This is a genomic window from Curtobacterium sp. VKM Ac-2865, assembly GCF_015350905.1.
In the GTDB taxonomy this organism is placed as follows: Bacteria; Actinomycetota; Actinomycetes; order Actinomycetales; family Microbacteriaceae; genus Curtobacterium.
In genome coordinates this window covers 173305-185786 of record NZ_JADKRZ010000005.1, presented here as the reverse complement: position 1 = coordinate 185786, position 12482 = coordinate 173305, and the positions used below count along the sequence as shown (strand labels likewise).

General features: G+C 71.8%; 8 protein-coding genes. 4 read left to right on the top strand and 4 right to left on the bottom strand.

Annotation, left to right across the window (positions count from 1 at the left end; translation table 11 throughout):
* The first annotated feature begins 25 nt into the window (after positions 1–25).
* Genes ITJ54_RS13420 through ITJ54_RS13410 form a run of 3 tightly spaced genes read left to right on the top strand, consistent with a single transcriptional unit; the run spans position 26 to position 4241 of the window.
* The gene (locus ITJ54_RS13420) at positions 26–982 is read left to right on the top strand and encodes a carbohydrate ABC transporter permease (protein WP_194629052.1); all 957 of its coding nucleotides are present in this window, start codon (positions 26–28) and stop codon (positions 980–982) included.
* Positions 979–1887 carry a carbohydrate ABC transporter permease gene (locus ITJ54_RS13415; protein ID WP_194629050.1) on the top strand — a complete coding sequence of 303 codons (909 nt, stop codon included), beginning with the start codon at positions 979–981 and terminating at the stop codon, positions 1885–1887. The genes ITJ54_RS13420 and ITJ54_RS13415 overlap by 4 nt, the downstream gene beginning before the upstream one ends.
* Positions 1887–4241, top strand: coding sequence for a glycoside hydrolase family 31 protein (locus tag ITJ54_RS13410; protein ID WP_194629048.1), 2355 nt, complete (start codon positions 1887–1889; stop codon positions 4239–4241). Before ITJ54_RS13415 ends, ITJ54_RS13410 begins: the two co-directional genes overlap by 1 nt.
* Positions 4242–4423: 182 nt before the next feature.
* Here the strand turns inward: ITJ54_RS13410 and ITJ54_RS13405 are convergent, their stop codons facing one another.
* Positions 4424–5449 carry a LacI family DNA-binding transcriptional regulator gene (locus ITJ54_RS13405; RefSeq protein ID WP_194629047.1) on the bottom strand — a complete coding sequence of 342 codons (1026 nt, stop codon included), beginning with the start codon at positions 5447–5449 and terminating at the stop codon, positions 4424–4426.
* A 50-nt stretch (positions 5450–5499) separates the two neighbouring features.
* On the opposite strand from ITJ54_RS13405, the gene ITJ54_RS13400 reads away from it, so the two are divergent.
* The gene (locus ITJ54_RS13400; protein WP_194629046.1) at positions 5500–7404 is read left to right on the top strand and encodes a glycoside hydrolase family 2 protein; all 1905 of its coding nucleotides are present in this window, start codon (positions 5500–5502) and stop codon (positions 7402–7404) included.
* Between the two features lie 9 nt (positions 7405–7413).
* Here ITJ54_RS13400 and ITJ54_RS13395 read toward each other — a convergent pair whose 3' ends face one another.
* From ITJ54_RS13395 to ITJ54_RS13385, 3 genes are all read right to left on the bottom strand, one after another.
* Positions 7414–8361: a hypothetical protein gene (locus tag ITJ54_RS13395; RefSeq protein ID WP_194629045.1), complete on the bottom strand. Its 948-nt coding sequence runs from the start codon at positions 8359–8361 to the stop codon at positions 7414–7416.
* Positions 8362–8461: 100 nt separating this feature from the next.
* Entirely contained in the window at positions 8462–9442 is a 981-nt protein-coding gene (locus tag ITJ54_RS13390) for an endo-beta-N-acetylglucosaminidase H (RefSeq protein ID WP_228509409.1), read from the bottom strand.
* Positions 9443–9455: 13 nt separating this feature from the next.
* On the bottom strand, positions 9456–12479 hold the full coding sequence (locus tag ITJ54_RS13385) for an alpha-mannosidase (protein WP_194629044.1): 3024 nt from the start codon (positions 12477–12479) through the stop codon (positions 9456–9458).
* Positions 12480–12482 lie beyond the last annotated feature (3 nt).

The window sequence follows — 12482 nt, the reverse complement described above, 5'->3', positions numbered from 1 at the left end:
AGCGACCGAGACCCCAGGAGCCCTCATGACCATGCAGACCCCGCTGTCCCCCGACACGGACCAGCCCGCGCCCGGCCCGGCCACCGCGGCCACCCGCGTGCACCACCGCGTCGGGTCCGTGCGCCGCACCGAGCGCATGTACTACGCGTTCATCATCCCCACGCTCGTGCTCTTCACGGCCTTCGTCGTGGCACCGGCGTGCGTCGGCATCTTCTACAGCTTCACGGACTACCTCGGCTTCGGGCAGTGGAAGTTCCTGGGGCTGGAGAACTACCGTGCCCTGGTGTCCGACCCGTCGATCCTCGGCTCGTACGGGTTCACGCTCGGGTTCGCCGTCGTCACGGTCATCGTCACGCAGGCCATCGCGCTCTCGCTGGCGATCGCACTCACGAAGCGCGTGAAGTTCGCCGCCGGGCTCCGCTCGGTGTTCGTCATCCCGATGGTCGTGTCCGGCATCATCGTCGCCTACGTCTTCAACTACCTGTTCTCGAACACGCTGCCGGCCCTGGCGACCTCGGTCGGGTTCGCGCCGCTCGAGCAGAGCATCCTCGGCGACCCGAACCTCGCCTGGGTCTCGATCGTGCTCGTCTCCGCCTGGCAGACCGTGCCCGGGGCGCTGCTGGTCTACACGGCGGGGCTCACCTCGATCCCGACCGACCTGTACGAGGCCAGCGCGCTCGACGGCGCCGGCGCGTGGAAGCAGCTGCGGTCGATCACCCTGCCGCTCATCAGCGGGTTCATCGTCATCAACACGGTGCTCGGCGTGAAGGGGTACCTCGGCGCGTACGACGTCATCGTGGGCCTGACCGGCGGTGGCCCCGGCACGGCGACCAGCAGCGTCGCGATGACGATCTTCAGCGGCTTCACCGGGGGCGATTACGCCTACCAGATGGCCAACGCGACCGTCTTCTTCATCATCACCGTCCTCATCTCCGTGCTGCAGCTCGCGGCGACCCGCGGAAGGAACCTGCGACTCGCATGACCGCCCTCGACACCCGCACCCCAGCCCAGCGCCCACCGAAGACGTCCGCACCCGACCAGCCTCCGCGTCGGCGCCGTGGACGCCTGGGCGGGACCAACTGGATCCTGACCACGATCCTGGCCGTGGCCTCCCTGACGGTGCTCGTCCCGCTCTTCGTGACGGTCGCCATGGCGTTCAAGACGAGCGCCCAGTCCGTCGACGGCAACGCGCTGTCCCTGCCGAACCCGTTCAACCCGGCGAGCTTCGCCGAGGCCTGGCAGCTCACCCGCTTCCCGGTGTCGTTCTCCGTCTCGCTCGGGGTCGCGGCGCTGACCGTGGTGGCCACCCTGCTGCTCAGCTCGTTCGCGTCGTACGCGATCGTCCGGAACTGGCACCGACGCTTCTTCCGCTGGTCGTTCGTCTACCTGCTCGCCGCGATGTTCCTGCCGTTCCCGGTGATCGCGCTGCCGCAGATCAAGCTGACGGCCGAGATCGGACTCGACAACCCGGTGGGCGTGGGCATCCTGCACGCCATGTTCCAGCTGTCGTTCTCGGTGCTGCTGTACTCGGCGTACCTCAGGTCGATCCCGGTCGAGCTCGAGGAGAGCGCCCGCATCGACGGGGCGAGCACGTGGCAGATCTTCTGGCAGATCATCCTGCCGCTGCTCGCACCGATGAACGCCACGGTCGGCATCTTCGCGTTCCTGGCGTCCTGGAACGACTTCATGCTGCCGTCGCTCATCACCGCGGACCCGACGCTGCAGACGCTGCCGGTGGTGCAGAACATCTTCCAGAGCAAGTTCGGCACGAACTACAACGTCGCCTTCGCCTCGTACCTGATGGCGATGGCGCCGACGATCATCGTCTACCTGTTCGCCCAGCGCTGGGTGATCAGCGGCGTGACCCAGGGAGCGGTGAAGAACTGATGCACCACGAAGAGAACACCACCGACGTCATCCGCCCCTTCCCCGGCTCCGCCCCCCACGCGGACCCGGCGGCCGTGACGACGGGCGAGCACTGGCGCGTCACCGTCCTCGGCGACGGCCTGTTCCGCGTCGAGTGGAGCGCGGACGGCAGCTTCGAGGACCGTGCCTCGACCTTCGCCCTCCGCCGCGACCTGCCCGTCCCCGAGCACACCGTCGTCCGCGTCGGCAGCGGGGTCGAGGTCACCACGGCACGAGCCCGGCTCCGCTACGACGGCCAGGAGTTCTCCCCCGGCGGCTTCGTCGTCGAGACGTTCGGCCCCGACGCCAACCGCTGGCGTTGGGGACAGCCCGCGCGGGACCTCGGCGGCACGGGCAGGACGCTCGACGACGTGGACGGTCGGATGCCCTTCGAGCAGGGGCTCCTGGCGCGCGACGGCATCACCGTGCTCGACGACTCAGAGTCGTTCCTGTTCGAGGACGACGGCTGGATCGGCACCCGCATGCCCGGCCGCCGTGACGTCACGGTCTTCGCCCACGGGCGGGACTACGAGGCCGCCATCCAGGCCTACTACGCCGTGTCCGGGGCGCCGTCGCTGCTCCCCCGCTGGGCGCTCGGCAACTGGTGGAGCCGCTACCACCCGTACTCGGACACCGAGTACCTGGCGCTGATGGACCGGTTCGCCGAGGAGTCCCTGCCGTTCTCCGTCGCCGTCATCGACATGGACTGGCACCGCGTGGACTCCGTGCCGGACCGCTTCGGCAACGGCTGGACCGGGTACTCGTGGGAGCCCGAGCTGATCCCCGACCCCACCGCGTTCCTCGGGGAGCTGCACCGCCGCGGGATGCGCACGACGCTGAACCTGCACCCCGCCGACGGCGTCCGGGCGTTCGAGGACGCCTACCCCGCGATGGCGGAGGCGATGGGCATCGACCCGGCGACGGAGACCCCGATCCCGTTCGACCCGACCGCCCCGACGTTCCTCCGCGCGTACTTCGCGGTGCTGCACCGTCCGCTCGAGGAGCAGGGCGTCGACTTCTGGTGGATCGACTGGCAGCAGGGCCGCACGACGAGCCTGCCCGGCGTCGACCCGCTGTGGCTGCTGAACCACTTCCACCACCTCGACTCCGCGCGCGACGGCGGCGCCGGCATGACGTTCTCGCGCTACGCCGGCCCGGGCAGCCACCGCTACGCCGTCGGGTTCTCCGGCGACGCCGTGGTGTCGTGGGCGTCGCTGGCGTTCCAGCCGGAGTTCACCGCCACGGCCGCGAACATCGGCTACGGCTGGTGGAGCCACGACGTCGGCGGGCACACCCGTGGTGTCCGCGACGACGAGCTCGCGACCCGCTGGGTGCAGTTCGGCGTGTTCTCGCCGATCATGCGGCTGCACTCCGCGAACAACCCGTTCATCCGCAAGGAGCCGTGGGCGTTCCCGGCGGAGGCCCGCGCGGCGATGGGCGACGCCCTGCGCTTCCGCCACCGCCTGGTGCCGTACCTGCACACGATGAACCACCGCGCCGCCGCTGGCACCCCGCTCGTCCGGCCGCTGTACCACCTCGAGCCGCACCGCGACGAGGCGTACCGCGCGCCGAACGTGTACGCCTTCGGCAGCGAGCTCGTCGTCGCGCCGATCGTCGAGCCACGCGACCCCGCGACGCTGCTCGGTCGCGCCCGCGCCTGGCTGCCGCCGGGCAGCTGGACGGACGTCTTCACCGGCACGACGTACGCCGGCGACCGCTGGGTGGACCTGCACCGCGGGCTCGACGGCGTCCCGGTGCTGCTCCGCGCGGGTGGTGTGCTGCCCCTGGCCGCCGAGGACGAGGTCGACGCCACCGTCAACCCGACCTCCTTCGAGGTGCTCGTCGCCCCCGGCGCCTCCGGCTCGTTCACCCTGGTCGAGGACCGTGAGGGCGCCCCCGCCTCGACCTGCACCACGCGGCTGTCATGGGACGCGGACACGGCGACGTTCCACATCGACGCCGCCGAGGGCGACCGCACGGCCGTCCCGACAGCGCGGCACTGGCGCGTGACGTTCCTGGCGGCACCCGCACCCGGACAGCACGTGGACGCCCAGGGCCACGACCGGTTCTCGGTCGACGTCACGGCCGACACCGCCACGGGTGCGTCCGTCACGCTCGCCGGCACGCCCACGGTGGGGCTCGACGCCCGCGACGCGGTCCGCCAGGTACTGGAACGCGCGCAGGTCGGCAACCCGGAGAAGCTCGAGGCGTGGACCCTGCTGGCCCGCGACACCCCGCGCGCGGACCGGATCGCGGAGCTCGAGACGATCGGGCTGCCGGACCCGCTCCGTGCCGCCCTCGTCGAGCTGCTGGGGAGCGTCCACCCCGCGGCCTGACCACCGGACGGGAGGCTCGGCCCGGGCCCGCCGGGGAAGCTGCGGACCGCAGACGCCACGGTCAGCAGACGCTGCGGACCGCTGGTGCTCCGGACCGCGAGCGGCGGGGCGGACCGGTGCCGGGCCTCCTGGCCGTGTCGGTTGCCGACCACGCACCGTGGCGGGCCCGGCAGGCCGAGCCGTCAGTCCACGGACCCGTCCGGGTACGGCGCGCTCTCGCCGACGAGCAGGCGGTGCCCGACCGACACGGTCCGGCCGGGGCCGTCGTGGCCGTCCATCCGCTCGAACAGCAGCGTCAGGGCCGTCTCGGCGAGCGCGACGGTGTCCGGCGCGACCGAGGTCAGGCTCGGGACCAGGCTGGCGGCGAGCCCGATGGCGTCCCAGCCGACGACGGCGATGTCGCGCGGGGCCTCGAGGCCGCGCAGCCGCATGGCGCGGAGGGCACCGACGGCAGCGAGGTCGTCGCGGCAGACCAGGCCGTCGATGACCAGGCCGTCGTCGAGCGCCCGGCCGAAGGACTCCTCGGCACCGCGGGCGTCGCCGAGTTCGCGGGCGACGAGCAGGTGGTCGTCGACGGGGAGCCCTGACCGCTCCAGGCCCGCGTGGTAGCCGTCGAGGCGGAAGGTGGAGGTGCGCGAGGCCGGGCCGACCTCGTGTCCGAGGAACCCGATCCGGCGGCGGCCGAGGGCCACGAGGTGGTCGACGGCCTCGGCGGCGGCGCGGACGTTGTCGATCGCGACCTGGTCGGCGTGTTCGGGTGGGACGTCCTCGCCGAGGAACACGACGGCGGTGTCCCCGCGGATCGCGTCGATCTCCGCCGGCGTCATGATCTGCGGGTGGATGACCACGCCGTCGACCACGCCGGCCTCGCGCCCGCGGACGGCCGAGCGCTCCCCGTCCGCCGCCCCGCCGGTCTCCTCGAGCAGCAGTTGGTAGCCGTGCTGCACCGCGACGCGGGAGAAGACGTGCGCGAGCTCGGCGAAGTAGGGCCGACGGAGATCGGGGAAGGCGAACGCGAGCATGTTGGAGCGTCCGGTCGCCAGGCTGCGCCCGGAGACGTTCGGCCGGTACCCGAGCTCGTCGACCGCGGCCTGCACCCGGTCGCGCATCGGCGTGCTGACGTGCCGGTAGCCCCGCACCACGTTGGACACGGTCTTCATCGACACGCCCGCGTGGTCGGCGACGTCCTGCAGCGTGACCTTGCCCATCGGGTCACCGTACCGTTGACGGGTGATTTACAGCGCTGTAAATTACGGGCATGAGTTCCGTCATCGACGACGTCGCCGTCGCCGCCCCTGCCGCTCCCCCGCTCGCCAGTCGTCAGGACGGCACCCACCCCAGGCCGCAGCTGCTGCGCGGCGCGTGGGCCGACCTCACGGGGACGTGGGACTTCCGCCACGACGACGAGGACGCGGGCTCGGACGCCGGCTGGGCGCAGGGCTTCCCCGACGCGCGGGACATCGTCGTGCCCTTCCCGCCGGAGTCCCCCGCGTCGGGCATCGGCGACACCGGCTTCCACCCCGTGGTCTGGTACGCCAGGACCATCCGGCCGGAGGACCTCGTCACCGTCGGCCACGGGGTCGATCGTCCGCGGTTGCTGCTGCACTTCGGCGCGGTCGACCACCGAGCCCGGGTGTGGATCGACGGGCAGTTCGTCGGCGAGCACGAGGGCGGGCACACACCGTTCACGTTCGACGTCACCGAGGTGCTGCGCGGCAGCGGCAGCGGTGTCGGCGCCGGTGCCGGCACGGGTGGGGGCGCACCGGTCACCGAGCACCGGCTCGTCGTCCGCGCCGAGGACGACCCGCACGACCTCACCCAGCCGCGCGGCAAGCAGGACTGGCACCAGGACGCCCACGCGATCTGGTACCGCCGCACCACCGGCATCTGGCAGACCGTGTGGCTGGAGGCCGTGCCCACCGCGTCCGTCGCCGCACTCCGGTGGACCCCGGCCGGGCCGACCGCGGTGGACCTGAGCGTCCGGTTCCGCGGGCGTCCGCCCGTCGGGGCCCGGCTGCGCGTCGCGCTGCGGTTCGACGAGCGCGACGAGGACCTCGGTACGACCGAGTTCGACGCGGCTTCGCACCACCCGACGCTCGACGTGACGGTGCCGATCGGACGGCAGCGCAACGGCCAGGCGGAGGACGAGCTGACCTGGTCCCCCGAGCGGCCCCGGCTCGTCGACGCCACCCTGGAGCTCGTCGACGCCGACGGCCGGGCGCTCGACACGGTCACGAGCTACCTCGGCGTGCGCACCGTCGGGGTCGGGGGCGGGCGTTTCCTGCTGAACCACCACCCGTACGACGTCCGGAGCGTGCTCGACCAGGCGTTCTGGCCGGAGTCGCACCTCGCCGCCCCGGAGCCGCTCGCCCACCGCCGTGAGGTCGAGCTCATCAAGGAGCTCGGCTTCACCGCCGCCCGGGTGCATCAGAAGACGGAGGACCCGCGCTTCCTGTACTGGGCGGACCGACTCGGGCTCCTCGTCTGGGCCGAGGCCCCCGGCGCCTACGAGTTCTCCCCCGTCGCCGTGCAGCGTCTGACGGCCGAGTGGATCGCCATCGTCGAGCGGGACGCCTCACACCCGTCGATCGCCACGTGGGTGCCGTTCAACGAGTCGTGGGGCATCCAGCACGTCGTCGACGACCCGGCGCAGCAGGCCTACGCCAGGGCCCTCACCGACCTGACCCGGGCGCTCGACCCCTCGCGCCCCGTGATCACGAACGACGGGTGGGAGCAGCAGCACACCGACATCGTCACGATCCACGACTACGAGGGCGACGGCAGCCGGCTCGCCGCCACCTACGCCGACGACGCCGCACGCGCCGCCGCGGTGTCGGGCATCGCGCCGTCCGGGCACTTCCAGTTCGTCGGCGGGGCGTCCGATGCCGGTCAGCCCGTGATGCTGACCGAGTTCGGCGGGGTCGCCTACCAGCCCGGCTCGGCGCGCGAGGACGGCTGGGGCTACACCGCGGCGAGCGACGGCGACGACTGGGTCGCCCGCATCACCGCGCTCTACGACGCCGTACGCGCGAGCTCGTTCCTCGCCGGGTCGTGCTGGACCCAGCTGACCGACACCATGCAGGAGACGAACGGCCTGCTCAACGCCGACCGCAGCCCGAAGGTCCCGATCGAGCAGATCCGGCGCGCGGTCACGGGGCGCTAGCCGGGAGGCTCACCCGAGCGTGCGGAGCCAGTCGGCTGGGGCGTCCGCGTACTCGGGCGGCATCGCGGTGCCGACGGCGTCGATGGCGCGCTGCCAGCTCAGCGCCCGCGGCACGACGGCCAGCCGGGTCGCGAGGCCGACGATGTGTTGCACGTCCGGGTCCTCGGCCGCGCCGGGCTCGTCGAAGAACGTCTCGAGGTAGGCCGCCAGCGCACCCGGCACCTCCTGCTGCCCGGCGACGAGCAGGCTGAGGAACGGGTGCGAGACGCAGGCGTCGCCCCAGTCGAACGGCACGGCACCCGCGGCGAAGGCGTTGCCGTCGTGCAGGTCGCCGTGGTCGAGGGTCACCATCGGCAGCAGTTCGTCGAGCTCGGCCGTCAGGTCGCGCAGGACGGACACGAACTCCGGCCGCTCGGGCACCCAGCGTGCGACGAGCTCGGCGGCAGCGTCGGGCAGCACGGACAGCCGGAGGTCGGGCACGCCGGCGCGGACCAGGTCCTCGGCGGCCGCGGGTTCGGTCGCCCACTGCACCTCGGCGTAGTGCCGCATGACCTCGAGCCAGCGGGCGTCGTGGTCCGGTGCGGTCCGGACGAGCGGGCCGCCGTCCGGCAGCAGCACGTGGGCGCCCTCGGCGGCAACGGGACGCTGCACGTGCGGGACCCCGTGCAGGGCGAGGACCTGGAGCAGCGCGGGCTCCGGCGAGACCCCGGCGGGCGCGGTCTTCAGGAACAGGTCCCCCGACGCGGCCCCTCCAGCGTCGGCGTCGGCGTCGGCGTCGGCGTCGGCGTCGGCGCCGGCGTCGACCTCAGCGTCGGTGCGCACCCGCCAGACCGTGCTCCACGCACGACGGTGCACCTCGTCGACCCCGAGCACCGCGGTCCCCTGCTCGGCGAGCACCTCGTGCGCCCACCTGACCGCGTCCGTCACTCCGTCGTCCTGCCCGAGGTCCGTGTCCATCCCGACACCGTATTGCAGCCCGCAGCCCGCAGCCCTGACGGATCCGGTTCGCGGTCCCCGAGGGGAGCGAACCGGATCCGTCACCGCGCGGGAGGAAGTCCTACTTGTAGACCGCCGCCTGGCCGTAGAGCACGTTCGTGAACGAGGACACGTACGCGCTCTCGTCCCCACCCGGCAGGTTGTACGTCATGAACACGCCGTAGCCGTCGGCCTTCGTGCGCTGCGCGAGCGTCACGGCCGTCGCCTGCGGGGTGTTCTGGATGTCGACCGCCGCCGCGGAGATCTTCGACTTCGGCAGGCCCGGGATCGTCGGCGCCGTGTAGGTGCCGTAGTACGGGTTCCAGGCGTAGTCGAGCTTCTTGCCGATCGACGGGTTCGCGGTCTTCAGGGCGTCGGACGACGGGCCGATGTCGTAGAACGAGATCAGCTTGCCGGGCATGTCCGCCCGCAGCGCCGAGATGAGCCAGCCGATCGACTGCTGGTTCGGCTGCGGGGTGCCGTTCACGCCGTAGTCCGAGTACTCGTCGTCGAGGTCGACGCCGTCGAGCCCGTACTGCTTCACGGTCGCCGCGACCTGCGCCGCGAAGTCCCGCGCCGCGGCCTTCGAGGTGAAGTTGGCGAGCCCGGCGCCCTGGTGGTTGCCGAGCACCGAGAGCGACACCTTGATGCCCTTGGCCTGCAGCGGCCGGATCTGCGTCGCTGCCGCATCGAGCGTGCGCTGCACGTTCTCGTTCTTCACGAGCACGGCCTTGCCGTCCTCGTAGTTGATGTTCGCGGCGAAGATGATCGCCACGTCGAACGCGTTCGCGCCGTTCGCCAACGTGTACCGGCCGACGTTCGCCAGCTCGTCGTTGTTGACCTCGACGTACGCGATGCTCGTCGGACCCGACTTCGTCGGAACGCCGTGCCCCGGCCTGCCGTGTCCCTGCCCGTTGCCGTGCCCGTGTCCGTTGCCGTTGCCGTGCCCGTTGCCGTGGCCCTGCGCTGACGCGGGGGCGGCCGACGCTGCGGCCGGCACCATCGGCACCGCCACCATCGCCACGAGTGCCGCGACGATCCCGATCTTCATGCTCTGCTTCATGTCACTCCTCATCTCAGATCCGCGGGAAGCGGAAGGTCCTGACCTCGAAGGCGTCGACCGCGAAGGCGGCCACCCCGTCGGTCACGGCGGCCACGCCCGGCAGCGCGGGGTCGCGCTCCTCGAGCAGCGTCACCTCGACCGGCTCGCCGAAGGGCCCGTCGACCGCCAGGCCACCGGTCCCCCGACGTCCGGACGGCTCGTACACGCGGACGACCAGGTCGCCCGAGCGGTCGTCGGCGAGTTTGACGCTCGACACCACGACGTCGCCGGATGCCTGCACGAGCGGCCCGAAGCCGGACCCGCCCGTGACGGTCCGCACGCTCGTGTTCATCAGGATGCCGGCGGTGGTCGCACCGACGACGTCCGTGCCGACGACCAGCCCGTACCGGTGCGTCTGCACGCCCTGGTCGGTCTCCGGGTCGGGGAACCGCGGTGCCCGCAGCAGCGAGAGCCGGAGCGTCGTCGTGACGTGGCCGTCGACCGCGTCGCGCGTGACGTCGAACCCGTGGATGGAGTCGTTCACCAGGGCCACGCCGAAGCCGGGCTCCTCGACGAGCACGTAGCGGTGCATCGAGGTCTCGAACTTGGCGGCCTCCCACGAGGTGTTCGTGTGGGTCGCCCGCTTCTGTGCGCCGAACTGGGTCTCGGCGACGGTGTGTTCGGCGCGGACGTCGAGCGGGAACGCCACCTTGAGGAACTTCTCGGTTTCGTGCCAGTCCGTCGTCTGGTCGAACTCGAGCGTCCGCGACCCGGGCTCGAGCACGATCTCCTGCGTCACGGTCGAATCGCCGAAGGCCCGGGACACGACGACCCGGGCGACACCGGCGTGGTCCACCGAGGACGACATCGACGTCACCGACACCAGGTCCTCGACGCGGTTGCGGTAGTACCGGTCGACGTCCCATGCGTCCCACATGTTCGGGAAGTCCTGGTGCAGCTGCAGCAGGTTCGCGACCTGGCCGGTGGCGATCGCGTCGCGGCCGGTGGACAGGTCCACGGCGCTCGTCACGAGCCCGCGGGCGTCGACGACGACGCGCACCAGGTCGTTCGTGAGCACGAACCCGCCGTCGGCCTCGGTCAGCGTGACCGGGGTCGTCGCCTCGAGGTCGCTGGTCAGGACCGCGCTCTGCGCGAGGGCACCGCCCTGGAGGCTCGGGGCCGGGTTCACGACGATCGTGCGGTCCCCGTTCCCAGCGAGCGCCGACAGGGCGGAGGCGATGAGGGCCTCCAGGCGGTCCGCGATCTCCGCGTACCGCTCGACGGCCTCGCGGTGCACCCACGCGATCGAGGTGCCCGGCAGGATGTCGTGGAACTGCTGCAACAGGACCTGCTGCCACAGCGCGTCGAGCTCCTCGTACGGGTACGCGGAGTCGGTGCGGGCGGCGGCGGTCGCTGCCCAGAGCTCGGCCTCGACGAGCAGGTGCTCGCTGCGGCGGTTGCCCTGCTTGGTCTGGTGCTGGCTGGTGAGGGTCGCGCGGTGCAGTTCGAGGTAGAGCTCGCCGACCCACACGGGCGGGTGCTCCAGTTCGGACTTCGCCCGGTCGAAGAACGCGTCCGGGTGCTCCCACGTCACGCGGGCACTGCCCTCGAGGTCCGCCAGGCGCGCAGCGGTACCGGTCATCTCGCGCGTGGTGCCGCCGCCGCCGTCGCCCCAGCCGACCGGGGCGATCGAGCCGGAGGCCAGCCGGTTCTCGCGGAACTGGCGCGAGGCCTTGGCGACCTCGGACCCGGAGAGCCGGGAGTTGTAGGTGTCCATCGACGGGAAGTGCGAGAACACCCGCGAGCCGTCGATGCCCTCCCAGAGGAACGTGTGGTGCGGGAACTTGTTGACCTGGTTCCACGAGATCTTCTGCGTGAAGAACCACTCGAAGCCCGCGCGCCGCATCAGCTGCGGGAGCGCCGGCGAGTACCCGAAGCTGTCGGGCAGCCAGACGCCCTTCGGCCGGATGCCGAACTCGCGCTCGAAGAACCGCTGGCCCTGGGAGAACTGCCGGACGATGCTCTCGCCGGTGGGCATCACGGTGTCGGACTCGACCCACATCCCGCCGAGCGGCAGGAACCGACCGGCGGCGACGGCGTCCTTGACCTTCGCGTAGACCTCGGGGCGGTGCTCCTTGATCCAGGCGTACTGCTGCGCGCTGGACATGCCGTACAGGAAGTCGTCGGTCTGGTCGATGAGCTCGGTCATGCTGGAGGTGGTCCGGGCGACCTTGCGGATCGTCTCGCGTACCGGCCAGAGCCAGGCGGAGTCGATGTGGGCGTGGCCGACGGCGGAGATCCGGTGTGCGGACGCTTCGGCGGGCGCGGCGAGCACGTCGACGAGTGCAGCCCGGGCGTCGGGCGCGGTCTCGGCGATGTGCTGCAGGTCGAGGGCGTCGAGCGCGTCGTCGAGGGCTTGCAAGATGCGCATCCGACGCGGTCCCTGCGGCAGCTCCTCCTGCAGTTCGAGCAGCACGTCGATGTCGAGTGCGAGCTCGTGCACGGCGGACTCGAACACGGCGAGGTCCATCCGGCGCGACGTGTAGAGCCGCTTCGATGACGAGGTCTGGATGTCGCCCTCCTGCGTCACGAGGAAGGGGTGGTAGTCGAGCAGCACGGGGTTCGACGCCGCTTCGACGAAGAACTCGACGGTCTCCCCGCCGACGGCTTCCTCGGCGATGAGCACCCACTGGTTGCGGGGGTTGATCGACTTCACCGGGGTGCCGTCGGCCAGGTACACGAGGCCCTCGCACTGGAAGCCCGGCATGTTCTTGTCGAAGCCCAGGTCGATGACGGCCTCGACGCGGCGCCCGGCCCAGGCGACGGGGACGGTGCCGGACAGGCGGAACCAGGTCGTGCCCCACGCGGCGCCCCACGGCGTGCCGACCTCGTACGGCTCGAACGTCAGCGCGAGCCCCTCGGCGGGGGCGATCGGCTCGCCGGGCAGCTCGTGCCAGGCGGTGTCGAGCGGCGTCGCGGTGGCGTGCACCGCGGGGGTGATGCGTTCGTCGAGGACCCGTCGTGCGCGGCCGATGGTGAGGGGGATGTCGTCGTGCATGGT

What these genes read in the sequence shown, in the direction of transcription:
- ITJ54_RS13420 (WP_194629052.1), top strand. Translation starts at nt 26, where the DNA reads ATGACCATGCAGACCCCGCTGTCCCCCGACACGGACCAGCCCGCGCCC.
- ITJ54_RS13415 (WP_194629050.1), top strand. Translation starts at nt 979, where the DNA reads ATGACCGCCCTCGACACCCGCACCCCAGCCCAGCGCCCACCGAAGACG.
- ITJ54_RS13410 (WP_194629048.1), top strand. Translation starts at nt 1,887, where the DNA reads ATGCACCACGAAGAGAACACCACCGACGTCATCCGCCCCTTCCCCGGC.
- ITJ54_RS13405 (WP_194629047.1), bottom strand. Translation starts at nt 5,449, where the DNA reads ATGGGCAAGGTCACGCTGCAGGACGTCGCCGACCACGCGGGCGTGTCG.
- ITJ54_RS13400 (WP_194629046.1), top strand. Translation starts at nt 5,500, where the DNA reads ATGAGTTCCGTCATCGACGACGTCGCCGTCGCCGCCCCTGCCGCTCCC.
- ITJ54_RS13395 (WP_194629045.1), bottom strand. Translation starts at nt 8,361, where the DNA reads ATGGACACGGACCTCGGGCAGGACGACGGAGTGACGGACGCGGTCAGG.
- ITJ54_RS13390 (WP_228509409.1), bottom strand. Translation starts at nt 9,442, where the DNA reads ATGAAGCAGAGCATGAAGATCGGGATCGTCGCGGCACTCGTGGCGATG.
- ITJ54_RS13385 (WP_194629044.1), bottom strand. Translation starts at nt 12,479, where the DNA reads ATGCACGACGACATCCCCCTCACCATCGGCCGCGCACGACGGGTCCTC.